General features: G+C 71.3%; 25 protein-coding genes. 10 read left to right on the top strand and 15 right to left on the bottom strand.

Annotated elements, in window-relative coordinates; translation table 11 throughout:
* The 6 genes from MHW47_RS13230 to ssd all read right to left on the bottom strand — a co-directional run.
* The coding region (locus tag MHW47_RS13230) for a TadE family type IV pilus minor pilin (protein ID WP_239223118.1) at positions 1-260 on the bottom strand (260 nt) is incomplete at its 3' end.
* An 82-nt stretch (positions 261-342) separates the two neighbouring features.
* Complete coding sequence (locus tag MHW47_RS13225; protein WP_239223116.1) at positions 343-546, bottom strand: DUF4244 domain-containing protein; 204 nt, start codon at positions 544-546, stop codon at positions 343-345.
* Between the two features lie 72 nt (positions 547-618).
* Positions 619-1,473, bottom strand: a complete 855-nt coding sequence (locus tag MHW47_RS13220; protein WP_239223114.1) for a type II secretion system F family protein — start codon at positions 1,471-1,473, stop codon at positions 619-621.
* Positions 1,470-2,288: a type II secretion system F family protein gene (locus MHW47_RS13215; RefSeq protein ID WP_239223122.1), complete on the bottom strand. Its 819-nt coding sequence runs from the start codon at positions 2,286-2,288 to the stop codon at positions 1,470-1,472. The genes MHW47_RS13220 and MHW47_RS13215 overlap by 4 nt, the downstream gene beginning before the upstream one ends.
* A 53-nt stretch (positions 2,289-2,341) precedes the next feature.
* Positions 2,342-3,490 (bottom strand): TadA family conjugal transfer-associated ATPase, encoded by a 1,149-nt coding sequence (locus MHW47_RS13210; RefSeq protein ID WP_239223112.1) that lies wholly within the window; start codon positions 3,488-3,490, stop codon positions 2,342-2,344.
* Positions 3,487-4,614, bottom strand: coding sequence for a septum site-determining protein Ssd (ssd, locus tag MHW47_RS13205; RefSeq protein ID WP_275449149.1), 1,128 nt, complete (start codon positions 4,612-4,614; stop codon positions 3,487-3,489). Before ssd ends, MHW47_RS13210 begins: the two co-directional genes overlap by 4 nt.
* Positions 4,615-5,118: 504 nt before the next feature.
* Between ssd and MHW47_RS13200 the strand changes: the two genes are divergently transcribed.
* Complete coding sequence (locus MHW47_RS13200) at positions 5,119-5,958, top strand: HAD family phosphatase (protein ID WP_239223110.1); 840 nt, start codon at positions 5,119-5,121, stop codon at positions 5,956-5,958.
* Positions 5,959-6,302: 344 nt separating this feature from the next.
* Here MHW47_RS13200 and MHW47_RS13195 read toward each other — a convergent pair whose 3' ends face one another.
* A complete protein-coding gene (locus MHW47_RS13195) occupies positions 6,303-7,127 on the bottom strand; it encodes an oxidoreductase (protein WP_239223108.1) in 825 nt (274 codons plus the stop codon).
* Between the two features lie 102 nt (positions 7,128-7,229).
* On the opposite strand from MHW47_RS13195, the gene MHW47_RS13190 reads away from it, so the two are divergent.
* Complete coding sequence (locus MHW47_RS13190) at positions 7,230-8,225, top strand: ATP-binding protein (protein ID WP_239223107.1); 996 nt, start codon at positions 7,230-7,232, stop codon at positions 8,223-8,225.
* A gap of 112 nt (positions 8,226-8,337) precedes the next feature.
* On the opposite strand, the gene MHW47_RS13185 is transcribed toward MHW47_RS13190, so the two are convergent.
* The gene (locus MHW47_RS13185; protein ID WP_239223105.1) at positions 8,338-9,636 is read right to left on the bottom strand and encodes a hypothetical protein; all 1,299 of its coding nucleotides are present in this window, start codon (positions 9,634-9,636) and stop codon (positions 8,338-8,340) included.
* Positions 9,637-9,918: 282 nt separating this feature from the next.
* On the opposite strand from MHW47_RS13185, the gene MHW47_RS13180 reads away from it, so the two are divergent.
* The 6 genes from MHW47_RS13180 (at position 9,919) to MHW47_RS13155 (ending at position 18,485) form a co-directional block, all read left to right on the top strand.
* A complete protein-coding gene (locus tag MHW47_RS13180) occupies positions 9,919-12,738 on the top strand; it encodes a bifunctional SulP family inorganic anion transporter/carbonic anhydrase (RefSeq protein ID WP_275449146.1) in 2,820 nt (939 codons plus the stop codon).
* Between the two features lie 191 nt (positions 12,739-12,929).
* The gene (gene acs / locus MHW47_RS13175; protein WP_239223102.1) at positions 12,930-14,927 is read left to right on the top strand and encodes an acetate--CoA ligase; all 1,998 of its coding nucleotides are present in this window, start codon (positions 12,930-12,932) and stop codon (positions 14,925-14,927) included.
* Between the two features lie 256 nt (positions 14,928-15,183).
* Positions 15,184-16,590, top strand: a complete 1,407-nt coding sequence (nhaA, locus tag MHW47_RS13170; RefSeq protein WP_239223100.1) for a Na+/H+ antiporter NhaA — start codon at positions 15,184-15,186, stop codon at positions 16,588-16,590.
* Positions 16,591-16,629: 39 nt separating this feature from the next.
* Positions 16,630-17,160 (top strand): phage holin family protein, encoded by a 531-nt coding sequence (locus MHW47_RS13165; RefSeq protein ID WP_239223098.1) that lies wholly within the window; start codon positions 16,630-16,632, stop codon positions 17,158-17,160.
* Positions 17,157-18,176 carry an alpha/beta fold hydrolase gene (locus tag MHW47_RS13160; protein WP_239223096.1) on the top strand — a complete coding sequence of 340 codons (1,020 nt, stop codon included), beginning with the start codon at positions 17,157-17,159 and terminating at the stop codon, positions 18,174-18,176. Before MHW47_RS13165 ends, MHW47_RS13160 begins: the two co-directional genes overlap by 4 nt.
* Positions 18,177-18,281: 105 nt before the next feature.
* On the top strand, positions 18,282-18,485 hold the full coding sequence (locus tag MHW47_RS13155; protein ID WP_239223094.1) for a hypothetical protein: 204 nt from the start codon (positions 18,282-18,284) through the stop codon (positions 18,483-18,485).
* 38 nt (positions 18,486-18,523) lie between these two features.
* Here the strand turns inward: MHW47_RS13155 and MHW47_RS13150 are convergent, their stop codons facing one another.
* The 3 genes from MHW47_RS13150 to nth form a co-directional block, all read right to left on the bottom strand.
* A complete protein-coding gene (locus MHW47_RS13150; protein ID WP_239223092.1) occupies positions 18,524-19,729 on the bottom strand; it encodes a MarP family serine protease in 1,206 nt (401 codons plus the stop codon).
* A gap of 88 nt (positions 19,730-19,817) precedes the next feature.
* On the bottom strand, positions 19,818-20,588 hold the full coding sequence (locus tag MHW47_RS13145) for a CoA pyrophosphatase (protein WP_239223090.1): 771 nt from the start codon (positions 20,586-20,588) through the stop codon (positions 19,818-19,820).
* 62 nt (positions 20,589-20,650) lie between these two features.
* Positions 20,651-21,532 (bottom strand): endonuclease III, encoded by an 882-nt coding sequence (nth, locus tag MHW47_RS13140; RefSeq protein ID WP_239223088.1) that lies wholly within the window; start codon positions 21,530-21,532, stop codon positions 20,651-20,653.
* 253 nt (positions 21,533-21,785) lie between these two features.
* Between nth and MHW47_RS13135 the strand changes: the two genes are divergently transcribed.
* On the top strand, positions 21,786-22,460 hold the full coding sequence (locus tag MHW47_RS13135; RefSeq protein WP_014046869.1) for a Crp/Fnr family transcriptional regulator: 675 nt from the start codon (positions 21,786-21,788) through the stop codon (positions 22,458-22,460).
* 65 nt (positions 22,461-22,525) lie between these two features.
* On the opposite strand, the gene MHW47_RS13130 is transcribed toward MHW47_RS13135, so the two are convergent.
* The 4 genes from MHW47_RS13130 to MHW47_RS13115 form a co-directional block, all read right to left on the bottom strand.
* Entirely contained in the window at positions 22,526-23,356 is an 831-nt protein-coding gene (locus MHW47_RS13130) for an MBL fold metallo-hydrolase (protein WP_239223086.1), read from the bottom strand.
* Positions 23,353-24,240, bottom strand: coding sequence for an NUDIX hydrolase (locus MHW47_RS13125; RefSeq protein ID WP_239223084.1), 888 nt, complete (start codon positions 24,238-24,240; stop codon positions 23,353-23,355). The genes MHW47_RS13130 and MHW47_RS13125 overlap by 4 nt, the downstream gene beginning before the upstream one ends.
* A 173-nt stretch (positions 24,241-24,413) precedes the next feature.
* On the bottom strand, positions 24,414-24,884 hold the full coding sequence (locus tag MHW47_RS13120; protein ID WP_239223083.1) for a RidA family protein: 471 nt from the start codon (positions 24,882-24,884) through the stop codon (positions 24,414-24,416).
* Positions 24,884-25,042 (bottom strand): DUF4177 domain-containing protein, encoded by a 159-nt coding sequence (locus MHW47_RS13115; protein ID WP_003991873.1) that lies wholly within the window; start codon positions 25,040-25,042, stop codon positions 24,884-24,886. The genes MHW47_RS13120 and MHW47_RS13115 overlap by 1 nt, the downstream gene beginning before the upstream one ends.
* 82 nt (positions 25,043-25,124) lie before the next feature.
* Between MHW47_RS13115 and MHW47_RS13110 the strand changes: the two genes are divergently transcribed.
* Positions 25,125-26,114, top strand: a complete 990-nt coding sequence (locus tag MHW47_RS13110; protein WP_239223082.1) for an ArsA-related P-loop ATPase — start codon at positions 25,125-25,127, stop codon at positions 26,112-26,114.
* Positions 26,115-26,189 lie beyond the last annotated feature (75 nt).

Raw genomic sequence — 26,189 nt, 5'->3', positions numbered from 1 at the left:
CCAGGACCGGGCGTCGGCGCGGTGACCCTCACCCGCCACAGCCCTCCCGCCCGCTCCACCTCGACCGCGGCCCCGTCGGGCGCTGCGGCGAGCACGGCCTCCCGCACCTGGGGCGCCGGTTCCGACCGGGCCGCCGCACGGGCACCGGCGCGGGCGGCGTCCACACAGCGGATCTGCGCCGACGCGGCCATGAGCGCCCAGAGCAGCGCCAGAGCGAAGACGGCAAGCACCGGAATCACCATGGCGGCCTCAGCGGTCACCGCTCCCCTGTCCCCCCGGAGCCCACCGCTCACCCCAGGCCGGTCCCGCCTGGCCCGGCGCCCGTCCCCCCGGCCGGAGGCGTCAGAACTTCGCATCGAGGGCGCCCTTCAGCAGCGATTGCAGCTGGGACATGACCGCGGGGCTGGTGACCACCTTGTAAAGGACTGCGGCGAAGGCGCACGCCGCGATCGTTCCGACCGCGTACTCACTCGTCGTCATTCCGCCATCCGCCCGCGAGCGGACTACGCGAGCCACGGACCGCATCCAGTTCTTGATCTTGCGCATGCCTCGAACCCCCAACAGGTCGTTGTGTACGAAAAACATCCGAAAACCGCTTTTACGTGTGCGCGCTTCGCGTCACGCGGGTTGCAGCAGTCCCCCGGCCAGCCCGATCACGACCGGCGCCACCCCCACCGCCAGAAAGGCGGGCAGGAAGCAGAGGCCCACAGGTGCGGTGACCATCACGGCCGCTTTCTGCGCCCGCGTCACGGCCGCTCTCGTCCGGTCGGCCCGCAACGCCTCGGCCATCCGGGCCACCGGCTCCGCGGCCGGCGCACCGGTCGAAGCCGCCCGGTCCAGACAGCGGGCCAGGGCCGCTGCCCCCGGTATGTCGCCGAACCTTCCCCAGGCGACCGTGGGATCGCCGCCGAGCCGGATCTCCGCCGCCGTACGGGCGAGCCGCTCACCCACCGGACCACCCAGTGACTCCCCCACCGCCTCGGCGGCCTCCACCGGACCGGCGCCCGCGGAGATACAGGCCGCCAGGAGGTCGGCCGCCATGGGGAGTTGCCGTGCGGCCTGCACCGATCTCGCCTTCGCCTCGGTGGCCGCGGAGGCGCTGCCGAGCCGCCTGCTCCCCCACCACCACCGTGCGCCGTAGGCCGCGACCAGGCCTGCCGCCCATCCCGCCGGACCGCCCACCAGGAACCACCCGGCCAGCACGACTCCCGCCCACGCAGCCCACTGGCCGGCCAAACCGGCGCGGACGACCCCACCCGACCCGCCCGCCCAGCTCGCCCGGAAGCCGGGCCACCATCGGAACGGGCCCGCCTCGGGTTCCGCCGAGACCACCGCCAGGAGCCGCTCGCCCCGGCGCCGTGTCCGTCGGCCGGTCTGCCGCCGGGCCAGCGGCAGAACCACACGGGCGTAGAGCACCGCCGCCACCCCCAGAACCTCCGCCACCCGGACGCCCCCGCCGGTCGGCGCGTTCATCCCGCCTCACCCGCCCGGACGATGCGGGCGGCCCAGAGAAGACCGCACACCTCCAGCAACCCGCCCATCACCAGGCAGACCATCCCCGCAGTGCTGTGGAGCAGCACCTTCAGCGGTTGCGCTCCGAGGGCGGCACCGAGCGCCATACCGAGTACGGGGAGCACGGCGAGCAGCACGACCGTCGACCACGCTCCCGACATCTGGGCCCGCAGCTCCTCGCGCTGACGGCGGTCCGCGCGCAACGCACTCTCCAGCCGGGCCAGACCTGCCGCGAGACCCGCTCCTCTGCCCACGGCCACCCGCCAGCAGGCGGCCACTCCGACCAGCCCGTCCAGCCCCGGCGCACCCGCCACCTGGACCAGCGTCCCGGGCACGTCGCCACCGAACCGCGCCGCCGCCGACAACCGGGCCCCGGCCTCGCCCAGAACGCCCGTATCACGCACCGCGACGAGCAGCGCCCGGCCCGGCTCGTGGCCTGCCCTCAACTCGCCGACCAGCGCACCACAGAGGTCCACCACCCCGGCGCCCTTGGCTTCCTCCTCGTTGCGCACCCGTCGCCGCGCCAACCGGCGTCGCACCACGGGAACCGCGATGACCCCCGCGATCAGTGGCAGAGCGGAGTCACCGAGCACCGCCACGACGCAGGCAACCGGTAGGCACAGCCACTCCCACCGCCCCCGCAGCCGCTTCTCGACGTGGGCGCGAGCCTTCCCCCACCGTTCCTGGCACGGTGACTGCTCGTCTCCGCCTGAGAAGAGTCGCCTCGCCCTCCGCAGGGCACGGCCGTGCGCCCTCACTACCAGCCAGAGCGCCATCACCGCGCACAACACCGCGGCGTGCACCGTCGCCGGGGCCCCGGCGGCCGCCGTCACAGCGCGTCCCCGATCAGTGCGCGCAGCCGTTCCCAGCCCCGCTCCCGCTGCCAGCCGTCGACGCCCCAGCGCAGCGCCGGAACCGTCCGTACCAGCCCGGCACCGTCCCGCTCCAGCACATGGATGTCCGCGATCCGCCGCCGCCCCGCACGGTCCCGCGCCAGATGGACCACGACCGACAGAGCCGCCGCCAGCTGGCTGTGCAGTGCCACCCGGTCCAGGCCCGCAGCGGTTCCGAGCGCCTCCAGCCTCGCCGGTACGTGCCCGGCGGCGTTGGCGTGAACCGTGCCTGAGCCCCCTTCATGTCCCGTGTTCAGGGCGGCCAGGAGTTCGGTGACCTCGTGGCCGCGCACCTCGCCGACCACCAGCCGATCGGGCCGCATACGCAAGGCCTGCCGCACCAGATCCCGAAGGGTGACCTGTCCGGCCCCTTCCTGATTCGCGGGCCTCGATTCCAGACGTACGACATGCGGGTGGTCCGGTCGCAGCTCGGAGGAGTCCTCGGCCAGCACGATCCGCTCCCGCGCCCCCACCGCGCCCAGCAGGCTCGACAACAGAGTGGTCTTGCCCGCGCCCGTACCGCCGCTGATCAGGTACGAGACCCGTGCCTCCACCAGGGCCCGCAGGACGCGGTCGCCCCCGGGAGGCACCGTTCCGGCCTCGACCAGCTCCGCCAGCGAGAACGCGCGAGGTCTGACCACCCGCAGCGACAGGCACGTCGAGCCGACCGACACCGGCGGGAGCACGGCATGCATCCGGGTACCGTCCGGCAGCCTGGCGTCCACCCAGGGCCTGGCATCGTCGAGCCGGCGCCCCGCCACGGCCGCGAGCCGCTGCGCCAGTCTGCGGACGGCAGCCGCGTCCGCGAAGGTCACCTGGGTGAGTTCGAGCCCGCCGCCCCGGTCCACCCAGACACGATCGGGTGCGGACACCAGGACGTCCGTGACGCCGGGGTCGGTCAGGAGCGGCTCCAGCACCCCGGTGCCGATCAGCTCGCCCCGCAGTTCGTCCGCCCGGCCCAGCACCTCGGCCGTGCCCAGCAACCGCCCCTGTGCCCGCAGCGCGGCGGCGACTCCGGCCGGTGTCGGCGCCGTGCCACTGTGCGCGAGCCGCTGCCTGACGGCATCGAGCAGCGCCTCGCTCATGAGACACCTCCGGAGACCAGGTTGCCGACGCCCTCCACCACAAGCGCCTGCTCCCAGAACGCGGCGCAGAACCGGGCGAGCGGACCACGTGCGTTGCCGCCCGGAGGCTGGCCCACGTTCTGCTCGGCCGGCAGGCCACGCTCCCAGGGCACTTCGCCCACCAGCGGCAGCCCCACGGCTCGGGCCACCCACCCCGCGTCGAGCCCGGACGCGTAGGGGCCGCTGGCCACCACGCGCAGATCGTCGAGGACCATCCCGGCCATGGACGCCACTCGCTTCGCCGCCGCGACCGCGCGCAGCTCGCCGGGGACGACCACGAGCCCGAGGTCGAGCTGGGCCAGGGCCTCGGCCCCCGCCTCGTCCACCCGGCGCGGCAGATCGACCACCACCACTCCACCGAGTCTGCGCGCCGCGGCCAGCACCGCCCGCATGGCGGATGCCGGGACGACCACCCAGTCGTCACGGCCCCAGCTGAGCACTCTCAGCCCGTGCATCGCAGGCAGGGATTCCTCCAGGGCTCCCCCGCCGACCCGCCCTTTGGAATGGGCGAAATCAGGCCATCGCATTCCCTCGGCCCGTTCGCCGCCGAGCAGCACATCGATGCCGCCGCCCAGCGGGTCGCCGTCGATGAGCATGGTCCGGTGCCCGGATCGGGCCGCCGTCACCGCGAGGGCGCATGCCAGCGTGGACGCGCCCGCACCTCCCCTGCCTCCGACCACCCCGACCGTGAGCGCGGGACGGCCGGTGCCTTCCACCGCGTTGGCGATCTGATCGACGAGCCAGCCCTCCGAGTCGGGCAGCCGGAGCACGTACTCGGCGCCGATCTCGACAGCCCGGCGCCAGATCTCGGGCGACTCCCGGTCCCGCCCGACGACCATGACGCCGGTCCGGCGTGCCGCACCGCGGCACCGCACCGCCGCGTCGTCGCCGACGAGAACCATGGGCGCCTGCTCCCAGCCTCCTCGGCGGTCGGGCAGGGTGTGATGCACTTCCGGTTCCGCGCCGGCCGCGGCGCACAGCCTCAGCAGATCGTCGAGCAGATCCACGTCCTCGGTCACGATCAGCGGCCCGCCCCGGCGCGCACCGGGGGTCGTCAATCGCTCCCGTGCGCTGGATTCAGCCATGCTCATCTCACCACCGCTCCCTCACCCGCCTTCGCCGCGCTTCGCGGCGATCTCGGAGCACATCCGAGAACGGCGATTCCGGTACCCGTGGACTTCACGGGTGGAATCACGGTGCGACGGTTCCGGAAATCATGTGGATCTTGCTGGAAAATCGTGGACAACTCTGCGGTTGTGAATAACTCAGTCGCTCGTACCGGTGACTTCTCGTCGCGACTCTTTCGCTACCCAGGGTCACAGCGCACGCTGGGACGAGTCGCCCGACAGCACAGTCGAGCGGGGAGCAGGAGGAGGAGAAATGGTTGAATCCGCGTGCCGAACCGGGTCCGGACATGCGACGACCCCCGCCGGGGGGGAGAGCGGGGGTCGTCCCCACGGCCGACTCGGGGGGGGAGGAGCCGGACCGGGGTTAGCACGGTCGCGAACGATCCGTGACTTCCATGGTGTACCCGAGGCCCTTCTCAGGCAAACCCACGCGCCGGGGTTTACGCCGAATGGCGGCCCCCTATGCTCTGCCATGTGGAAAACCGCTTCTTGCCGCGCACAGCCGCCTTCTTCGACCTGGACAAGACGGTCATTGCGAAGTCATCGACGCTGACCTTCAGCAAGTCCTTCTACCACGGCGGGCTGATCAACCGTCGCGCGGTGCTGCGCACCGCGTACACACAGTTCGTGTTCCTCGCCGGAGGGGCGGATCACGACCAGATGGAGCGGATGCGCGAATATCTCTCGGCGCTCTGCAAGGGCTGGAACGTCCAGCAGGTCAAGGAGATCGTGGCCGAGACCCTGCACGACCTGATCGACCCGATCATCTACGACGAAGCGGCGACGCTCATCGAGGAGCACCACACCGCCGGGCGGGACGTCGTGATCGTCTCCACCTCGGGCGCCGAAGTGGTCGAACCGATCGGTGAGATGCTCGGTGCCGACCGCGTCGTCGCCACCCGCATGGTCGTCGGCGACGACGGCTGCTACACGGGCGAGGTGGAGTACTACGCGTACGGCCCCACGAAGGCCGAGGCGATCAAGGCACTCGCGGCCTCCGAGGGCTACGACCTGGCTCGCTGCTACGCGTACAGCGATTCCGCGACCGACGTACCGATGCTGGAGGCTGTGGGGCACCCGCATGCGGTCAACCCCGACCGGGCGCTGCGCCGCGAGGCGACCCTGCGCGAGTGGCCGATTCTCGTCTTCAACCGGCCGGTGCGCCTGAAGCAGCGCCTCTCGGCCCTGTCCCTGCCACCACGGCCGGCGCTCATGGCGGCCGCAGCGGTGAGCGCCGCCGCACTCACTGCGGGAGCCGTCTGGTTCGTCGCCCGGCGAAGGGCCGCCGCAGCTCCCGCGTGACCCACCCCCGCCGGACCGACTCGTCCGTAATTGAACCCAAAAGTAAAGAAGTGCGGCCCCCACTACCGCTTGCCCCGGGCCTGGAGTACAAAGGAGTCAACGGCCCGCGAGACCAAGGACATCCGAGAGGATGACCTGTTGACGCAGTACGGCCCCACGGACCGCGCACGGAGACCCGGCACCCACGCGACGTCGACCCGTCGATTACGGGCCAGCCACACCAGGAGCGGGCAAAGACCCCGACCTGATGGGCACATATCGAGGACGCTTGGTAACCGGATGGACGTGCCAGCGGCGGTACCGCGAGCGGTACCGCCGCAATCATGTCGGCGCGGGAGCACCCGCTAAGCGGCGCCTCGCTGCAGCGCCTCGCACACCGCCGTCGACTCCCTGACACCGAGTTCCGCCGAGCGTCCGCAGTGCGCGATCCAGGCCGCCATGCCCTCCGGCGTCCCCGACAGATAGCCGTCGAAGGCCGCCAGATAGGCCGCCCGGCCCTGTTCGGCGTGGCCGACCTCGGCGGGACAGATCGCCTTGGGGTCGAGCCCGCTCCCGATCAGCACGATCCGCTCCGCCGTGCGCGCCACCAGGCCGTTGTGCGATCCGAAGGGGCGCAGGGCCAGCAGCTCGCCGTGGACGACGGCCGCGGTCACCAGGGCAGGCGCCTCGGTCCCGGCGAGAATGAGCCGGCTGAGCCCGTCCAGGCGGCCCGCGACCTCGTCCGCGCTCGGCAGCGGCGCCTCGATCAGCGGCTCGTCCACGGGTTCCCCCGCGAGTCGGGGTCGCCCGACGGCGTCCTCGGGCGCGGCGCCACCCGCCGCCACCAGGTGGAGCCGGGCGAGGACCCGCACGGGTGACTGACGCCAGATGGAGAGGAGCTGCCCCGCTTCCGCCGTCAGCCGCAGGGCGGCCCCGACGACACGGGCCTCGTCGTCGCCGCTGAAGTCGGTGCGCCGGCGCACCTCCTCGAGGTTCCAGTCGGCACCGGACAGCGCGGCCGACCCACGAGCGCCCCGCAGCGCGGCCTCCGCGGTGACCTCGTTGCTGCGGCGCCGCATCACCCGATGCCCGTAGACCCGGTCGACGGCTTTGCGTACGGAGTCCACCGCGTCGTTCACGCCCGGCAGAGCGCCCAGGGCGACGAGCGGGTCCGAGGAAGTCGTACTCATAAGTAGCGAGGCTACGCGCACCACCCCTTCCCGCCGGGCCGGAGTGGCCTTCTTCACGTAAGCGCAAAACGCAAAGCGATCGATCGACTACCCTAGGTGAACATGAAGATCGCTTTCGTAGGGAAGGGCGGCAGCGGCAAGACCACGCTGTCCTCGCTCTTCATCCGACACCTCGCCGCCAATGAAGCTCACGTCGTCGCCGTGGACGCCGACATCAATCAGCACCTCGGAGCCGCGCTCGGCCTCGACGAGGACGAAGCCGCCGCGCTGCCCGCCATGGGGGCACAGCTGCCTCTCATCAAGGAGTACCTGCGGGGAAGCAACCCGAGGATCACCTCGGCGGCGACGATGATCAAGACGACGCCGCCCGGCGAGGGCTCGCGGCTTCTGCGCGTACGCGAGGACAATCCGATCTTCGATGCCTGCGCCCGTACGGTCCGGCTCGACGACGGAGACATCCGCCTGATGGCGACGGGACCGTTCACCGAGTCGGATCTCGGTGTGGCCTGCTACCACTCCAAGGTCGGCGCGGTCGAACTCTGCCTCAACCACCTCGTCGACGGCCCCGACGAGTACGTCGTGGTCGATATGACGGCCGGGTCGGACTCCTTCGCCTCGGGGATGTTCACCCGCTTCGACATGACGTTCCTCATCGCCGAACCGACGCGCAAGGGCGTCTCGGTCTACCGCCAGTACAAGGAGTACGCGCGGGACTTCGGCGTCGACCTGATGGTCGTCGGGAACAAGGTGCAGGGCGAGGACGACCTGGAGTTCCTGCGCGCCGAGGTGGGTGACGACCTCCTGGTCACCGTCGGCCACTCCGACTGGGTGCGAGCCATGGAGAAGGGCCGACCCGCGCGTTTCGAACTGCTCGAGGCGGACAACAGGATGGCTCTGCAAGCCCTCCAGAATGCCGCCGAGGACTCGTACGAGCGGCGCGACTGGAACCGGTACACGCGCCAGATGGTTCATTTCCATCTGAAGAACGCGGAGAGCTGGGGAAACGAGAAGACCGGGGCGGACCTGGCCGCCCAGGTCGATCCGTCGTTCGTGTTGGACGAGCGTTTCATTCACGCCGGAGCCGCCCAGCCCGCCTGATGGAGCGGGGTTGCGGGCAGACCACCCGCTGAGCCGCGCCGACCACGGTCGGCGCGGCAGCCGGCGCCGGGCGCAACTCCCCTCCGGCGCCTTGCGGGTCGACTGCCCGGTCTCAACGACCGGCCGGATTACCCGCGGCTGCGGCGGGCGCCTCCGAAGCCGACGCCGCGCCCGCCTTGAGGAACGCGGGCCACCCCGCCTTGGGCGCCTGGCCGACCTTCAAAGTCCGGAGCTTCGCCAGCACTGCGGGGTCCTGGGCGTCGAGCCAGTCCGCCAGCTGCCTGAACGAGACGCAGCGGACTTCCTCCTTGGTGCAGACGGCAGCGATCGTCTCCTCGATGGCCCGCATGTACGTGCCGCCGTTCCAGGACTCGAAGTGGTTGCCGATGATCAGCGGCGCACGGTTGCCCTTGTACGCGCGGTCGAAGGCCTGGAGCAGCCCGTCGCGCATCTGGTTCCCCCAGAACTCGTGCTTCTCCGGATCCCCCTTTGTGGTTCCGGACTGGTTGAACATGAAGTTGTAGTCCATCGACAGCGTTTCGAAGTCGCGTCCCGGAACGGGGACGAGTTGCATGGAGAGGTCCCAGATTCCGTTCTTCTTCGCGGGCCACACCTGGTCGTTGACACCGCTGGAGTCGTAACGGAACCCCATGGTGCGTGCCGCGGCCACCATGTTCTCCCGCCCCTCCAGACAGGGGGTACGGCCGCCGACGAGTTCCTTGTCGTAATCGAAGGGGAGGGGCTTCTCGGCCTTGAGGAGCGGAGCGTTCGACTTCCAGCTCTTGACGAATGACTTGGCCTGGGCGATCTCGCTCTTCCACTCCTCGACGGACCAGGTGCCCACTCCGCCGTCCTTGCCACAGAAGTGGCCGTTGAAGTGGGTGCCGATCTCGTTCCCGTCCTCCCAGGCGCCGCGGAGCTGGGTGAGGGTGTTCCGGACGCCCTCGGTGTCGTTGAAGCCGATGTCCGAACTGCCCGCGTTGTGCTTGGGCGGGTCGTACTGCGCTCGCTTCGCCTCCGGCAGCAGATACACGCCGCTGAGGAAGTACGTCATCGAGGCGTTGTACTTCTTGCCCACCTCGCGGAAGTGGGAGAAGAGCCGCTGGCTGTCCTCGCCCGCACCGTCCCACGAGAACACCACGAACTGCGGCGGCTTCTGCCCCACCGCCAGGCGTTCCACCGCCGGCTGCTTGGGCTGGACGCCCGTGAACGCGGTGGAACCGTCGCCGATCGCCCGGAACACGCGCTTGGGGGCCGCTTCGGCGGCCTTCTTCTTCTCGCCCGCGGCGCCGTTGACGGCTCCGGGACCGGAGCCGCCCGGCCCCGCACCCAACCCCGTACATCCGGTCGCCCCCGCGACCAGCGCGGCGGCCATGACACCGAGGGCAATCCTCTTTGTGGCGGCCATCATCCGCCCACCTCTTCCTCGCGGTAGCTTGCGCCGAGTGCCGACACGGCGCCGCCAAGGTCGCACGCATTGACGAAGAGATAGCGCGACAGGCCGAATGAAAAGATGCTTATTCACTTGAATGGGTTATCAGGCGGCCTATTTGCCCCTAATCCTGGACACGGGCCTTTACTCTCCATTACCGTCTATTTACCGAGAGTTGGAAATACCCCGCCGCTGCATACCGTCGCCCACGGCCGCGTCATCGGACTCCGAGACCGCGCCGCCCAGGAGGAGACCGGAAATATGTCTGCCTGCGTACCCACTCGCCACGACCACTCGTCCCGCAGTTCGCGCCCCTCCCGGTCCACGGGAGTCAAGCGACCACACAGCCCGCCGCCGCGCGGTGGACGATTCCGCATCGCGGGCGCCGATGTCTCCGCGTCCATCACCGTCTTCCTACTCGCCATCCCCATGTCGCTCGGACTGGCCGTGGCCATGGGAGCCCCGCTGGAGGCGGGTCTGCTCTCCGCCGCGGTCGGCGGCATCGTCGCCGGACTCCTCGGCGGTACGCCCCTCCAGGTCTCCGGCCCGTCCGCCGGACTGACCGTGGTGACGGCCCAAACCATCCAGGTCTACGGCTGGCGCACCACCTGCGCCATCACCATCGGGGCCGGCCTGCTTCAACTCGTGCTCGGCTCCCTGCGGGCGGCCCGGAGCGCCCTCGCCGTCAGCCCCGCCATCGTCCACGGCACACTCGCCGGTATCGGCGTCGCGATCGCCCTCGCTCAACTGCACATCGTGCTCGGCGGGTCACCACAGAGCTCGGCACTCTCCAACGTCCTCCATCTCCCGGATCAACTGGCACGTGTCAGTCCTCCTGCCCCGCTGATCGGTGGGCTGACCGTCGCCGTCCTCGTCCTCTGGCCACTGCTGCCCGGACGAGCCGGACGAGTCCTGCGCCGGGCTCCGGCAGCCCTGGCCTCCGTGGCCGTGGCCACGGCCGTGGCAGCCTGGGCGGCCCCGTCGATCGCACGTGTCGACCTGCCCTCCTGGAGCTCGCACGCCCTGCCCGAACTGCCGCAGGGACCGGTGCTGGGCCTGGCCACAGCGGTGTTCACGATGATGCTGGTGGCCAGCCTGGAGTCGCTCCTGGCCGCGGTCGCGGTGGACAAGCTGGCCGCCGACCGGAACCGCGACCGCGCGGCGGGTTCCCCCGAGGCGTCCGCATCCGAGGGCCCCGCCGCACCGGCCGGCCCCGGGCGCCTCGCGCCGCCCCCGTTGAAGCGCTCCGATCTGGACCGGGAACTACGCGCCCAAGGCATCGCCAACATGGTGTCCGGGCTGCTGGGCGGGCTCGCGGTCTCCGGCGGAGCCGTGCGCAGCTCGGCCAACGTGAGAGCCGGGGCGACCGGCCGGGCCTCCACCGTGCTGCACGGGGTGTGGATTCTGCTCGCCTCCGGCCTCCTCGTCGCCGCGCTGGAGCTGATCCCGCTGGCGGCCCTCGGGGCGCTGGTGATGATGGTCGGCCTCAAGATGGTGAGCCTCGCGCACATCCGTAACGTCCATAGGCACCGGGAGTTCCCGGTGTACGCCGCGACGATCGCCGGTGTGCTGGTGGTCGGGGTCCTCAAGGGTGTGGCGATCGGGATCGCCGTGGCGGTGGCCGTCGCGCTGCACCGCCTCGCCCGGACCCGGATCACGGTCTCCACCCTGAACGGGCAGCACCATGTGCTCGTCAGCGGGCAGTTGACGTTCCTGGCCGTCCCCCGCCTCAGCCGGGTGCTGGGACGACTGCCCCAGGGCGCGGACGCGGTGGTCGAACTGGACGGCTTCTTCATGGATCACGCCGCCTACGAGGCGATCCAGGACTGGAGCAACGCCCATACCGCGCACGGCGGGCAGGTAGCCTTCGCCGGTCGCTCGGGCGGCAGGATCGCCGAGCCCGCCGCCGCGGCCCACTCCTGCTGCCGGCCATGGACGCCGTGGCGCAACCATCACTGTCACGACCGGCCCGAGCACGCTCCTCCCCCGCAGGCTGCCGACAGCCGACCGCATCCCGCGCCCGGCCTCACGCCCGACCCGGCCACCGCCTCCCTCGCCCCGGCCGCCCTGAGCATCGCCCCGCCCGAGCCCGGCACCGGCGCCCCCACGGCTGCGGCCCCACAGCCCTCGCACTGCCCACCGCCGCAACCGGCCCCCGCGGTTCCCGCCGCGCCCACCACTCCCGCGCCGGCCCAGGCACCCCCCACCACGCCCTCCACGCCGCCACCTCCCGGTTCGCGATCGGCCCCCGCCCTCCACGGTGCGGCTGCCGAGTACGACGGACAGGCCGGGCCCGCCGCAGCCGCAAGCCCCACCAGCCCCGCCGCCCACGGCGGACACCGCCTGGCCAGAGGTCTCAGCTCGTTCCAGCGCGATACGGCGCCCCTGGTCCGCGCGGAGCTGGCGCGCCTCGCCAGAGAGGGCCAGCACCCCTCGCAGCTCTTCATCACCTGCGCGGACTCCCGCCTGGTAACGAGCATGATCACGGCCAGCGGCCCCGGTGATCTGTTCACCGTGCGCAACATCGGCAATCTGGTCCCGCTTCCGGACACCGAGCGGGGTGACCACTCGGTGGGGGCGGCGATCGAGTACGCGGTGGATGTGCTCGGCGTCGAGTCCATCACCGTCTGCGGCCACTCGGACTGCGGCGCGATGAACGCACTGCTGGCGGCCCCTCCGCTCCACCCGGCCACCGCACCGGACTCCCCGGCCGCCCGAAACTCCCCGGACACCCCCCACACCTCGCTGGCGCGGTGGCTCCGGCACGGGCTCCCCAGTCTGGACCGGATGACCTCGGCCGGAGAGGCCCGAGCACGGCTGGCCGGCCGACCGGCCGCCGACGCGGTGGAGCAGCTCTGCCTGACCAACGTCGTGCAGCAGCTCGACCATCTCAGGGCGCACCCCACGGTGGCCCGCCACATCGCCGAGGGCGCCCTGCGGCTCCACGGGATGTACTTCCACGTGGCCGAGGCCCAGTCCTACCTGCTGGCCGAGAGCGCGAGCGCGGCGGACGGGCGAGCCGCGGTGTTCGACCCGGTGGTGCCCGCCCGTCCGGCCGAGTTGGCTCGTACCGGCGCCTGAACCGCAGGCCGCCCGGGTACGTGAGACCCAGTGACCCCGCTTCCGGCCCGGACCGGCCGCCGCACCGGTGCAAACGCGCCGATTCGACGCGCCGCGCCGGTGCGGAAGCGGGATCATGCCTTATACACGAGACACAGGTCTAAACCAATTCCCGGCAGACCCTTGTCACCCGGCCTTCGGACTGATGAGCTATGCCCTGGGACACAACGGACACCCTGGGACTGGGAGAAGTCGTGAGCAACGAAAGCCTGGCCAACCTGCTTCGGGAAGAGCGGAAGTTCTCTCCGCCTGCCGAACTGGCCGCCAACGCCAACGTCACCGCCGAGGCGTACGAGCAGGCCAAAGCGGACCGGCTGGGCTTCTGGGCCGAGCAGGCCCGACGCCTGACGTGGGAGACCGAACCGACCGAGACGCTCGACTGGAGCAACCCGCCCTTCGCCAAGTGGTTCGCGGACGGCAAGCTCAACGTCGCGTACAACTGCGTGGACCGTCACGTCGAGGCAGGCAACGGTGACCGGGTCGCCATCCACTTCGAGGGCGAGCCGGGCGACAGTCGCGCCATCACCTACGCGGAGCTGAAGGACGAGGTCTCGCGCGCCGCCAACGCCCTGACCGAACTGGGTGTCGGCAAGGGCGACCGCGTCGCCGTCTACCTGCCGATGATCCCCGAGGCCGCCGTCGCGATGCTGGCCTGCGCCCGCATCGGCGCCGCACACTCGGTCGTGTTCGGCGGCTTCTCCGCCGACGCCATCGCGGCCCGCATCCAGGACGCCGACGCCAAGGTCGTCATCACCGCCGACGGCGGATACCGCCGCGGCAAGCCGTCCGCGCTCAAGCCCGCGGTGGACGACGCCGTCTCCCGCATCGACGGCGTGGAGCACGTCCTCGTGGTCCGCCGCACCGGCCAGGACACCGCGTGGACCGAGGGCCGCGACATCTGGTGGCACGAGATCACCGGCCGCCAGTCCGCCGAGCACACCCCCGAGGCGTTCGAGGCGGAGCAGCCGCTCTTCATCCTGTACACGTCGGGCACCACGGGTAAGCCCAAGGGCATCCTGCACACCTCCGGCGGCTACCTCACCCAGGCGGCCTACACCCACCACGCGGTCTTCGACCTCAAGCCGGAGACCGACGTCTACTGGTGCACCGCCGACATCGGCTGGGTGACCGGCCACTCGTACATCGTCTACGGGCCGCTGGCCAACGGCGCCACGCAGGTGATGTACGAGGGCACCCCCGACACCCCGCACCAGGGGCGCTTCTGGGAGGTCATCCAGAAGTACGGCGTCACGATCCTCTACACCGCGCCGACCGCGATCCGGACGTTCATGAAGTGGGGAGACGACATCCCCGCCAAGTTCGACCTGTCGTCGCTGCGCGTGCTCGGGTCGGTCGGTGAGCCGATCAACCCCGAGGCGTGGATGTGGTACCGCAAGCACATCGGTGCCGACAAGTGCCCGATCGTGGACACCTGGTGGCAGACCGAGACCGGCACGATGATGATCTCGCCGCTCCCCGGTGTCACCGAGACCAAGCCGGGCAGCGCCCAGCGCGCCCTTCCGGGCATCTCGGCGACCGTCGTGGACGACGAGGCCAACGAGGTTCCCAACGGCGGGGGCGGCTACCTGGTCCTCACCGAGCCGTGGCCGTCGATGCTCCGTACCATCTGGCGCGACGACCAGCGGTTCCTCGACACCTACTGGTCCCGGTTCGAGGGCAAGTACTTCGCCGGCGACGGCGCCAAGAAGGACGAGGACGGCGACATCTGGCTGCTCGGCCGGGTGGACGACGTGATGCTCGTGTCCGGGCACAACATCTCGACCACCGAGGTCGAGTCGGCGCTCGTGTCGCACCCCTCCGTCGCGGAAGCGGCCGTGGTCGGCGCCGCCGACGAGACGACCGGCCAGGCCATCGTCGCCTTCGTCATCCTGCGGGGTACGGCGACCGCCTCCGACGACCTGCTGGCGGAGCTGCGCAACCACGTCGGCTCGACGCTCGGCCCGATCGCCAAGCCGAAGCGCATCATGCCGGTGGCGGAGCTGCCCAAGACCCGTTCCGGCAAGATCATGCGCCGCCTGCTGCGCGACGTCGCGGAGAACAGGGCGCTGGGAGACGTCACGACCCTGACCGACTCCTCGGTCATGGACCTGATCCAGAGCCAGCTCCCCTCCGCTCCGTCGGAGGACTGAGGGTCCGGGGTCCGGCAGGCCGAGGACCTCGAAGGGCGGACCCGATCCGAAGGGCACCCGGTGACGCGCCGGGTGCCCTTCGGGGACTTAGGGTGAAGGTCACCACTCCCACGCATCCCCCGCCCCCATGCCCCGCGGGTACAGTGGCAGCTGATCGTCAAAAGATAAGAAAATCTCTACAGGGGTGCCGGGAAGTCTGGTCGGCAAGTGCATCAGCCATGCCATCGCTGCCGTACCGACCCGGAGGTCTCCCCCCGTGACCGCACGCACCCCCGCGCCCCCCGGCCCTCGCCGCACCTTTCTGGGGCGGCTTCCGCTGCCCGAGCGCAATTACGTCGCCGAAGCCCTGCGCACGGAGACCGTCGGGGGCGTCATCCTGCTGGTCGCCGCGGTGGCGGCGCTGGTGTGGGCCAACACCGCCGGCGGGAGTTACGAGACCGTCAGCCACTTCCACATCGGGCCCGAGAGCCTCGGGCTGAACCTCTCCGTGGCGCACTGGGCCGCCGACGGGCTGCTCGCCGTCTTCTTCTTCGTCGCCGGTGTCGAACTCAAACGGGAACTCGTGGCGGGTGAGCTGCGCGACCCGAAGGCGGCGGCACTGCCCGTGGTCGCCGCGCTCTGCGGCATGATCGTCCCGGCGCTCGTCTACACACTGGTGAACGTGGCCGGCGACGGTTCCATGGACGGCTGGGCCGTTCCCACCGCCACCGACATCGCCTTCGCCCTCGCCGTCCTCGCCGTCATCGGCACCTCACTGCCGGCCGCGCTCCGGGCGTTTCTGCTGACCCTCGCCGTCGTGGACGACCTCTTCGCGATCCTGGTCATCGCGATCTTCTTCACCGAGGACATCAACTTCCTGGCGCTCGGCGGCGCCTTCGTCGGCCTGGCCGTCTTCTATCTGCTGCTCCGCCTGGGCGTACGCGGCTGGTACGTCTACGTACCGCTCGCCCTGGTCATCTGGGGCCTGATGTACAACAGCGGCATCCACGCCACCATCGCCGGTGTCGCCATGGGCCTGATGCTGCGCTGCACCCGGCGCGAGGGCGAGGAGCACTCCCCCGGCGAACACGTCGAGCACCTGGTGCACCCCCTGTCGGCGGGCTTCGCCGTACCGGTCTTCGCACTGTTCTCCGCGGGCGTCTCCCTCTCCGGCGGCGCGCTGGCGGGCGTGTTCAGCCGACCCGAGACGCTCGGGGTCGTGCTGGGGCTCATCGCCGGCAAGACGATCGGGGTATTCGGCGGTACCTGGCTGACCACCCGGCTCACCAAGGCCGAACTCAACAAGGACCTGGCCTGGGCCGACGTCTTCGCCGTCGCCACCCTCGCCGGCATCGGCTTCACCGTGTCGCTGCTGATCGGCGAGCTGGCCTTCGCCGGTGACGACGACATGATCAACGAGATCAAGGCGTCGGTGCTGCTCGGCTCCCTCATCGCCGCCGCACTCTCCGGTGTACTGCTCAAACTCCGGGTACGGAAGTACCGGGCACTGTCCGACGCCGAGGAGCTCGACGAGGACGGTTCCGGGGTACCGGACGTCTACGAACAGGACGATCCCGCGTACCACCTGAGGATGGCCGCGATCCACGAGGAGAAGGCGGCCGAGCACCGTCGCCGTGCCCGACTGGCGGGGGCAGCGAGCAACGAGCCGGACAGTCCGGCATGATCTGACATCGGACGTGTTGAACAGGAGAGGGAGTCAGGGATGAGCGACCCCGGCAATTACGCGGGCAGCGCCGACCGCAGTCTCGGCCAGCTGGTCGCGTCGGCGACGGCCGAGCTGTCGGCGCTGGTGCACGACGAAATCGCCCTGGCCAAGGCCGAGGTGCGGCAGGACGTCAAGCGTGGCGTGATCGGCAGCGTGGCGTTCATCGTCACGGGCGTGCTGATCCTGTTCTCCATCCCGGTGCTGAGCTTCGCGGCCGCGTACGGCATCCACAACCTGGGGCTCGGGCTGGCCTGGTCGTTCCTGATCGTCGGCGGCGCGTTCATCCTGCTGGGTCTCCTGCTCGCGCTGTTCGGCTACGCGAAGATCAAGAAGGTCAAGCCGCCGGAGAAGTCCATCGCGTCCGCCAAGCAGACCGCCGCCGTCCTGCAGGGCGTCAAGCCGCATCCCCGTCCGGAGCCCGCCTCCGATGCCATCCTCCCGGTGGGCGGCAGCACCCGCTCGGACCGGGCCGTCGAAAGCGCACCGGTCCAGGACAAGGCGTCCGCTGTGGCACGCTCGTCCACATGACCGTCCCCGATTCCAGCGCAGTCGGCCCCCTGGGCCCGGAGGACCGGGCGGGCCGCGCGCGGCCGGCCGCACCGGCGGAATCCGTTTCCTTCGCCCCGTCGGGCGGCCCCGTCCGCCTCGACGGACCCTGGACCCACCGGGACGTCGCGGCGAACGGCGCCCGCTTCCACATCGCCGAAATGGGTGAAGGGCCACTGGTTCTCCTCCTGCACGGCTTCCCGCAGTTCTGGTGGACCTGGCGCCACCAGCTGCCCGCGCTCGCCGAGGCCGGATTCCGGGCCGTGGCGATGGATCTGCGCGGTGTCGGCGGCAGCGACCGCACCCCCCGCGGCTACGATCCCGCCAATCTGGCCCTCGACATCACCGGCGTGATCAGGTCGCTCGGTGAACCGGATGCCGCGCTGGTCGGCCACGACATGGGCGGCTACCTGGCCTGGACGGCGGCCGTGATGCGCCCGAAGCTGGTGCGCCGGCTGGTCGTCTCCTCGATGCCCCACCCCAGGCGGTGGCGCTCCTCGATGCTTTCCGACTTCGCCCAGTCGCGCGCCGGCTCGTACATCTGGGGTTTCCAGCGGCCGTGGGTGCCGGAGCGTCAGTTGGTGGCCGACGACGCCGCGTTGGTGGGGCGCCTGATCAGTGACTGGGCGGGCCCCGGCAAGACCGACTTCCCCGACGAGGCGACGCTGGGCGTGTACCGGCGGGCGATGACCATCCCTTCGACGGCTCACTGCTCGATCGAGCCGTACCGCTGGATGGTGCGCTCGCTGGCGCGTCCGGACGGCATCCAGTTCAACCGGCGCATGAAGCGACCCGTCCGGGTGCCGACGCTCCACCTGCACGGTTCACTCGATCCGGCGGTCCGCACCCGCAGTTCGGCCGGGTCCGGCGAGTACGTCGAGGCGCCCTACCGTTGGCGACTTTTCGACGGTCTCGGGCACTTCCCCCACGAGGAGGACCCGGCCGGGTTCTCGGCCGAACTCATCAACTGGCTCAAGGATTCCGAACCGGACCGCTAGCCGATGCGCACACGTGTCCGAGAAAGAGCCACGTGCCCGGCGCATAGGCCAATTGGCTGACGAACAGACGGTTACGGACCATGAGGCACGGGCAGACGTCCCGGTATGGGCTGGACGCACGACTTCGGTGACGCAGCACGCAACCGTCGCTCGACCGCCACGGCGGTTCCGGGCATTCATGAGGGGGACGGCCTCCAGGGCCGGGTGCAGGCTATGCACGTTGTGGACGATCCCCGGCTCGGCATCTCGCGCATCCTGCGCCGCAGGGCCCGCTGGGTCTCGGCGCGGCTGCGCCATCCCCGCAACTGACCCCGCGCACATCCCCTAGGGGATGTGGCAGACACCCCCTAAAGCGCACACCCCTGGCTGTCGACCTGCTGGTTGGCGGTACGGCCGCGTGCGATGTCGTCGCGGATCTCGTCCGCCGTCAGCGCGTAGCCGGTGTCCGGGTCGTCGAGCGACTTGGCGAACACGACCCCGTACACCTCGCCCTCAGGGGTGAGGAGCGGGCCGCCGGAGTTGCCCTGGCGGACCGTCGTGTACAGGGAGTACACATCGCGGCGGACCGTGCCCCGGTGGTAGATGTCGGGGCCGTTGGCGTCGATGCGGGCCCGGACGCGCGCGGAGCGTACGTCGTACGCGCCGTTCTCCGGGAAGCCGGCGACGATGGCGCTGTCCCCCGACTCCGCGTCACGCTTGGTGTCGGCGAAGCGCAGCGGCTCGGCGTCCAGGTCCGGGACGTCGAGCACGGCGATGTCGCGCTGCCAGTCGTAGAGGACGACCTTCGCGTCGTACAGGCGTCCCTGGCCGCCGATCTGGACGGTCGGCTCGTCGACGCCACCGACGACATGGGCGTTGGTCATGACGCGACGGTCGGCGAACACGAAGCCGGTGCCCTCCAGGACCTTGCCGCAGCTCGGGGCCGTACCCACGACCTTGACGATGGACTGCTTGGCGCGCGCCGCCACCGGGCTGCCCACCAGGGCCGGGTCGGGGGCCCTGACCTCGGTGATCGGTTCGTTGGCGAACGGGCTGAAGACCTGCGGGAAGCCGTTCTGCGCGAGGACCGACGAGAAGTCCGTGAACCAGGTGGACGCCTGCGGGGGCATCACCCGGGAGACGCCCAGCAGGACCGAGGAGCTGCGGACCTCCTTGCCGAGCGTCGGCAGCGAGGTGCCCGCCAGGGCGGAGCCGATCAGCCAGGCGACCAGCAGCATCGCCACCACGTTGACGAGGGCGCCGCCGGTCGCGTCCAGGGCGCGCGCGGGCGACCAGGTGATGTGGCGCCGGAGCTTGTTGCCGAGGTGGGTGGTGAACGCCTGGCCCACCGACGCGCACACGATCACGATGACGACCGCGACGACGGCCGCCGTGGAGGAGACCTCCGAACCGTCCGTCAGCTGGTCCCACAGGACCGGCAGGAGGTAGACGGCGACGAGACCGCCGCCCAGGAACCCGATCACCGACAGAATGCCGACGACGAACCCCTGGCGGTAGCCGATGACCGCGAACCACACGGCGCCGGCCAGCAGCAGGAAGTCCAGCACGTTCACCGTCTATAGCCTCGCAGATTCGTCACCGGGCCCGTACGTCTCCGCGGTCCGGGCGGTCTTGGAGCTGCGGAGCACGGAAGTCAGCCTGTCATGTGCGCCAGTCGAGCGGCACCTGCTTGGCCCTGTCCCACGGGCGTTCCCACCCCGCGAAGTGCAGAATCCGGTCGATCACCCCGGCCGTGAACCCCCAGACGAGTGCCGATTCGACCAGGAATGCCGGGCCCTGGTGGCCGCTGGGGTGGATGGCCGTCGCCCGGTTGGCCGGGTCCGTGAGATCCGCCACGGGCACGGTGAAGACCCGCGCGGTCTCACCCGGATCGACGACCCCGACCGGGCTGGGCGTACGCCACCAGCCGAGGACGGGCGTCACGACGAAGCCGCTGACCGGGATGTAGAGCCGGGGCAGTACGCCGAAGAGCTGCACCCCGCGCGGATCGAGCCCGGTCTCCTCCTCGGCCTCCCGCAGCGCTGCCCTGAGCGGCCCGGTCGTCGCCTGGTCGCCGTCCTCCGGGTCGAGCGAGCCGCCGGGGAAGGACGGCTGGCCCGGATGGGAGCGCAGGCTTCCGGCCCGCTCCATGAGCAGCAGCTCCGGGCCCCGCGCCCCCTCCCCGAACAGGACGAGCACGGCCGACTGCCGGCCCGCGCCGCTCGCGGGCGGCAGGAAGCGGCTGAGCTGCTGGGGCCGTACGGTACGCGCGGCGCGGGCGACGGGATCGAGCCAGCCGGGCAGGCCCTCCTCCGAGACGGTCACCGGGGAGCCGCCGTGCCCGGCGCCTCCGCGCGCCACCGGGGCACGGCGCTCCGCGTCGCCGTGCCGCTCCTGGCCCTGCCGTTCCGTGCCGGGTTCATGCGTCTTCATGGGCACCCCTCCGTCTCACAACGCCTGTCGTCCCGCGATTCGTTCCGCAGCGGCGGTACGCGTCAGCCGGCGCCGAGCGGAGGGGCCGGGCTACCCGGATAGTCCGGCGGCGGGTTCAGCCGCTGGCCCGGCTGGCCGCCCATCTCGTACTTCAGCAGCTTGCGAGCCTTCTCCGGGTCGGTCTCGCCCTCGCCGTACGAGGGGCAGAGCGGGGCGATCGGGCAGGCGCCGCAGGCGGGCTTGCGGGAGTGGCAGACCCGGCGGCCGTGGAAGACGACGCGGTGCGAGAGCATGGTCCACTCGCTCTTGGGGAAGATGGCCGCGATCTCCGCCTCGACCTTCTCCGGGTCCTCCTGCTCCGTCCATTTCCACCGCCGGACCAGCCGCCCGAAGTGCGTGTCCACGGTGATCCCGGGGACTCCGAACGCGTTGCCGAGCACCACGTTGGCCGTCTTGCGGCCGACGCCCGGCAGCTTCACGAGATCCACGAGCCGCCCCGGCACCTCACCGCCGAAGTCGTCCCGGAGCATGGTGGACAGGCCGAGGAGCGACTTCGCCTTGGCGCGGAAGAAGCCGGTCGGCCGGATCAGCTCCTCCAGCTCCTCCGGGGCGGCGGCGGCCATGTCCTCGGGGGTGGGAAAGGCGGCGAAGAGGGCGGGGGTGGTCTGGTTGACCCTCAGGTCGGTGGTCTGGGCGGAGAGGACCGTCGCGACCAGCAGCTCGAACGGATTGCGGAAGTCCAGCTCGGGATGGGCGTACGGGTAGACCTCGGCCAGTTCGCGGTTGATCCGGCGGGCGCGGCGGACCATCGCCAGATGCGATTCCGGCCGCCCCGGCTTCCGCTTCGGCCCCCCGGCCCCGGACGCCTGCCCCTTCTTCGCGCCGGACCCGCTTTCCGCCGTTTTCCTCAGGTTCTTCCGGTCATCCGCACCCTGTTCGCCCACAGCGGAATCATGGCCATCCGACACTCCATCAGCCCCCTTGGCCTGCGTTCTCACCGGCATCCCGGACTCCCGGCAAGCCTAGAGCCCGGCACTGACATCCGCCCCGGTCACCGGTGATCCACCCCCAATCGGCCCCCTGCCGTACCCCTCGGCACGCGCGTGCGTCAAACTGGTTTGTGATTGATCGCACTGTTTTACCGTCCGGCATGATGGGGACCACGGTTCCCTGGACAGGCCGACAAGGAGAGAACTCGTGGACGACGTTCTGCGGCGCGCCCCGCTTTTCGCGGCGCTCGATGACGAGCAGGCCGCGGAGCTCCGCGCCTCGATGAGTGAGGTGACCCTCGCGCGCGGCGACGCGCTGTTCCACGAGGGCGATCCCGGCGACCGCCTCTACGTGGTCACCGAGGGCAAGGTGAAGCTCCACCGCACCTCCCCCGACGGTCGAGAGAACATGCTGGCGGTCCTCGGGCCCGGCGAGCTGATCGGTGAGCTGTCGCTGTTCGACCCCGGCCCGCGCACGGCCACCGCCACCGCGCTGACCGAGGTCAAGCTCCTCGGCCTGGGCCACGGCGATCTGCAGCCCTGGCTCAACGCCCGCCCGGAGGTGGCCACGGCCCTGCTGCGCGCGGTCGCGCGGCGCCTGCGCAAGACCAACGACCAGATGTCCGACCTGGTCTTCTCCGATGTCCCCGGCCGCGTCGCCCGCGCCCTCCTGGACCTGTCGCGCCGCTTCGGCGTCCAGTCCGAGGAAGGCATCCACGTGGTGCACGACCTGACGCAGGAGGAGCTGGCCCAGCTGGTCGGCGCCTCCCGCGAGACGGTCAACAAGGCCCTCGCGGACTTCGCCGGCCGCGGCTGGCTGCGGCTGGAGGCCCGCGCCGTGATCCTGCTGGACGTGGAGCGGCTGGCGAAGCGCTCGCGCTGACCCGGCGCCGTACGCCTCGGGTGAAGGGCCCCGCCGGGACCGGCGGGGCCCTTCCGCGTGTGCCCTCAGATCAGCCCGTGCTCGACCAGGTACTCCAGCTGCGCCCGCACCGACAGTTCCGCCGCCGGCCACAGCGAACGGTCCACGTCCGCGTAGACATGGGCCACCACCTCGGCCGAGGTCCGGTAGCCGGACTCCACGGCCGTCTCCACCTGGGCCAGCCGGTGCGCGCGGTGGGCCAGGTAGAACTCGACCGCGCCCTGCGCGTCCTCCAGGACCGGGCCGTGACCCGGCAGGATCGTGTGCACCCCGTCGTCGACGGTCAGCGAGCGCAGCCGCCGCAGCGTGTCCAGGTAGTCCCCCAGCCGGCCGTCCGGGTGCGCCACCATGGTCGTGCCGCGTCCGAGGACCGTGTCCCCGGTCAGCACGGCCCCGTCGGCCGGCAGATGGAACGACAGCGAGTCCGACGTGTGCCCGGGCGTCGGCACCACGTACATCTCCAGGCCGCCGGTCGTGATCACGTCACCCGTGCCGAGGCCCTCGTCACCGAGCCGCATCGCCGGGTCGAGCGCCCGCACCTTGGACCGAGTCAGCTCCGCGAACCGGGCCGCGCCCTCCGCGTGGTCCGCGTGGCCGTGGGTGAGGAGCGTCAGCGCGATCCGGCGGCCGGCCCGCTCGGCGGTGTCGATGACGGCCCGCAGATGGTTCTCGTCCAGCGGGCCCGGATCGATGACCACCGCCAGGTCCGAGTCCGGCTCCGCGACGATCCACGTGTTGGTCCCGTCCAGCGTCATCGCGGAGGGGTTGGGTGCCAGGACGTTGACCGTACGGGTGGTGGCGGGGCCGGTGAGCACGCCACCGCGCGGCTGTCCGGGCAGCGCCGCAGCGTCGCTCATCGCGCTCCGCCTTCCGCCTCGGCCGCGGAAAGGCGCTTCGTGAACTCCGCGTGCCCCGGCCAGCTCAGCACCAGCTCGTCACCGTCCAGCCGGGCCTGCGCGAGTACGGGGGTGAGGTCCTGGTCCGACGCCGCCGCCAGTGCCCGCGCGGCGGTGGCGTACGGGCGGAGCGTCCGCAGCGTCGCCACGGTCGGCGGCATCATCAGCAGTTCGCCCCGGTCGTAGCCGTCGGCCGCGTCGCCCGGCGTGATCCACACCGTGCGGTCCGCCTCCGTGGAGGCGTTACGGGTGCGCTGGCCCGCGGGGAGCGCGGCGACGAAGAACCAGGTGTCGTAGCGGCGCGGCTCGAACTCCGGCGTGATCCAGCGCGCCCACGCCCCGAGCAGGTCGGAGCGCAGCACCAACCCGCACCGTTCCAGGAACGCGGCGAACGACAGGTCCCGCGCGACCAGAGCCGCCCGGTCGGCCTCCCAGTCCTCGCCCGTGATGTCGCTGACGACCGTCTCCGGCGTCGGCCCGGCGAGCAGGACCCCGGCCTCCTCGTACGTCTCGCGGACGGCCGCGCAGACGATCGCCTGCGCCTCGGCGGGTGTGTCGACGCCCAGCCGCCGGGCCCAGGTCTCCAGCGCGGGACCGGCCCAGCCGACGAGCCGGTCGTCGTCGCGCGGGTCCACGCCGCCGCCCGGATAGGCGTACGCCCCTGCGGCGAAGGCCATCGAGGTGCGCCGGCGCAGCATGTGGACGGCGGGCGCGCCCCCGGCGGCATCGTCCCGGAGCAGCATCACGGTGGCGGCCCGGCGGGGCACGGCGGCCGTCAGCTCGCCTGCGGCGAGGGCCCTGATCCGGCCGGGCCATTCCGGGGGGTACCACTGACCATTGGACATGGCCGGAGGCTATCCGGAACCGCGCCGATGTTCGAGAGGTAACCCCTCTCCGTCCATGGCGGCTACACCTACCTCGGCGCGGCCTCCGGAAATACCTTGGCGCGGCCTCCGTAAACGCGTGATCCCGCCCGGTCGTGGCGACCGGGCGGGATCGGCGGCGGACCCGGGTCCGCTCAGGCCTCGGTCAGCTCGACCTGGATCTCGACCTCGACCGGCGCGTCCAGCGGCAGCACGGCGACGCCCACGGCGCTGCGGGCGTGCACGCCCTTGTCCCCGAGGACCTCGCCCAGCAGCTCGCTCGCGCCGTTGACCACACCGGGCTGCCCCGTGAAGTCGGTGGCCGACGCGACGAAGCCGACGACCTTCACGACGCGCGCGATGCGGTCCAGGTCGCCCACGACCGACTTCACGGCGGCCAGGGCGTTCAGCGCGCAGGTCTTGGCCAGCTCCTTGGCCTCGTCGGGCGTGACCTCGGCACCGACCTTGCCGGTGACGGCGAGCTTGCCGTCCACCATCGGCAGCTGGCCGGACGTGTACACGTACACGCCCGACTGCACGGCCGGCTGGTACACGGCCAGCGGCGGCACGACGGTCGGCAGCGGCAGCCCCAGCTCGGCGAGCTTCGCCTCGACGGTTCCCGCCACTACTGCTTCTCCCGCTTCAGGTACGCCACGAGCTGCTCGGGGTTGTTCGGGCCGGGAACGACCTGGACCAGCTCCCAGCCGTCCTCGCCCCAGGTGTCCAGAATCTGCTTGGTCGCGTGCACGAGAAGGGGCACGGTCGCGTATTCCCACTTGGTCATGGCCCGACTGTAATGCCTGCGCGATCCAGGGCACGCGCAGCCTCGTGCGTAGGCTGCGGTGCGACTGGTTAGGCTCGAATACGTGAGCAGGTTCCAGGTCGTCAGCGGCAAGGGCGGTACCGGTAAGACCACGGTCGCCGCCGCCCTCGCGCTCGCCCTCGCGGCCGAGGGCAGGCGCACCCTCCTCGTGGAGGTCGAGGGCAGACAGGGCATCGCCCAGCTCTTCGAGGCGGACTCCCTTCCCTACGAGGAGCGCAGGATCGCCGTCGCCCCCGGAGGCGGCGAGGTCTACGCGCTCGCGATCGACGCGGAGCTGGCGCTCCTCGACTACCTCCAGATGTTCTACAAGCTCGGCGGCGCGGGCCGGGCGCTCAAGAAGCTCGGCGCCATCGACTTCGCGACCACCATCGCTCCCGGCGTACGCGACGTCCTGCTGACGGGCAAGGCCTGCGAGGCGGTCCGGCGCAAGGACCGGCAGAACCGGTTCGTCTACGACTACGTGATCATGGACGCCCCGCCGACCGGCCGCATCACGCGCTTCCTCAATGTGAACGACGAGGTGGCCGGGCTCGCCCGGATCGGCCCGATACACAATCAGGCCCAGGCCGTGATGCGGGTGCTGAAGTCCCCGGAGACCGCGGTGCACCTGGTCACCCTGCTGGAGGAGATGCCGGTCCAGGAGACCGCGGACGGCATCGCGGAACTGCGCGCCGCCGAACTGCCGGTGGGCCGGGTCATCGTGAACATGGTGCGCCCGCGGCTGCTGGACGGCGACGCGCTGGGCGACGCCGCGAGCGGCCGGCGCAAGGAGATCGCCAAGACGCTGACGAGGGCGGGCGTGACCGGCGCGGCGGGGCTCGTGCGCCCCCTGGTCGAACAGGCCGCCGAGCACACCCAGCGGGTCGCCCTGGAACGCGAACAGCGCGCGGTCCTGGCGGGCCTCGGCCTGCCGGGGTACGAGCTTCCGCTGATCGGCGAGGGAGTCGACCGGGCCGGGCTCGACGAGCTGGCCGCCGCGCTCCGCGAACAGGGCGCGGGCCTACAGGAGTCCGGACGAGGGGCGGGTGCATGACAGCGCGCACAGGGGCAGCGGCGGGCACGGGCGGGAACGCGGCGGACGCCGCCACGGGCAGGCGTGCGGCAGGCG

The organism is Streptomyces sp. OfavH-34-F (assembly GCF_022347745.1).
In the GTDB taxonomy this organism is placed as follows: domain Bacteria; phylum Actinomycetota; class Actinomycetes; order Streptomycetales; family Streptomycetaceae; genus Streptomyces.
This window is presented reverse-complemented; position numbering and strand designations above follow the sequence as displayed.

Excerpts from the sequence above, each read along its gene's own strand:
- MHW47_RS13225 (WP_239223116.1), bottom strand. The coding sequence starts at position 546 with ATGCGCAAGATCAAGAACTGGATGCGGTCCGTGGCTCGCGTAGTCCGC.
- acs (WP_239223102.1), top strand. The coding sequence starts at position 12,930 with ATGCCCTGGGACACAACGGACACCCTGGGACTGGGAGAAGTCGTGAGC.
- MHW47_RS13145 (WP_239223090.1), bottom strand. The coding sequence starts at position 20,588 with ATGAAGACGCATGAACCCGGCACGGAACGGCAGGGCCAGGAGCGGCAC.
- MHW47_RS13200 (WP_239223110.1), top strand. The coding sequence starts at position 5,119 with ATGCTCTGCCATGTGGAAAACCGCTTCTTGCCGCGCACAGCCGCCTTC.
- MHW47_RS13125 (WP_239223084.1), bottom strand. The coding sequence starts at position 24,240 with ATGTCCAATGGTCAGTGGTACCCCCCGGAATGGCCCGGCCGGATCAGG.
- MHW47_RS13190 (WP_239223107.1), top strand. The coding sequence starts at position 7,230 with ATGAAGATCGCTTTCGTAGGGAAGGGCGGCAGCGGCAAGACCACGCTG.
- MHW47_RS13185 (WP_239223105.1), bottom strand. The coding sequence starts at position 9,636 with ATGATGGCCGCCACAAAGAGGATTGCCCTCGGTGTCATGGCCGCCGCG.
- MHW47_RS13220 (WP_239223114.1), bottom strand. The coding sequence starts at position 1,473 with ATGAACGCGCCGACCGGCGGGGGCGTCCGGGTGGCGGAGGTTCTGGGG.
- MHW47_RS13160 (WP_239223096.1), top strand. The coding sequence starts at position 17,157 with ATGACCGTCCCCGATTCCAGCGCAGTCGGCCCCCTGGGCCCGGAGGAC.
- MHW47_RS13165 (WP_239223098.1), top strand. The coding sequence starts at position 16,630 with ATGAGCGACCCCGGCAATTACGCGGGCAGCGCCGACCGCAGTCTCGGC.
- MHW47_RS13155 (WP_239223094.1), top strand. The coding sequence starts at position 18,282 with ATGGGCTGGACGCACGACTTCGGTGACGCAGCACGCAACCGTCGCTCG.
- MHW47_RS13180 (WP_275449146.1), top strand. The coding sequence starts at position 9,919 with ATGTCTGCCTGCGTACCCACTCGCCACGACCACTCGTCCCGCAGTTCG.
- MHW47_RS13210 (WP_239223112.1), bottom strand. The coding sequence starts at position 3,490 with ATGAGCGAGGCGCTGCTCGATGCCGTCAGGCAGCGGCTCGCGCACAGT.
- MHW47_RS13215 (WP_239223122.1), bottom strand. The coding sequence starts at position 2,288 with ATGGCGCTCTGGCTGGTAGTGAGGGCGCACGGCCGTGCCCTGCGGAGG.
- ssd (WP_275449149.1), bottom strand. The coding sequence starts at position 4,614 with ATGGCTGAATCCAGCGCACGGGAGCGATTGACGACCCCCGGTGCGCGC.
- MHW47_RS13195 (WP_239223108.1), bottom strand. The coding sequence starts at position 7,127 with ATGAGTACGACTTCCTCGGACCCGCTCGTCGCCCTGGGCGCTCTGCCG.
- MHW47_RS13130 (WP_239223086.1), bottom strand. The coding sequence starts at position 23,356 with ATGAGCGACGCTGCGGCGCTGCCCGGACAGCCGCGCGGTGGCGTGCTC.
- MHW47_RS13115 (WP_003991873.1), bottom strand. The coding sequence starts at position 25,042 with ATGACCAAGTGGGAATACGCGACCGTGCCCCTTCTCGTGCACGCGACC.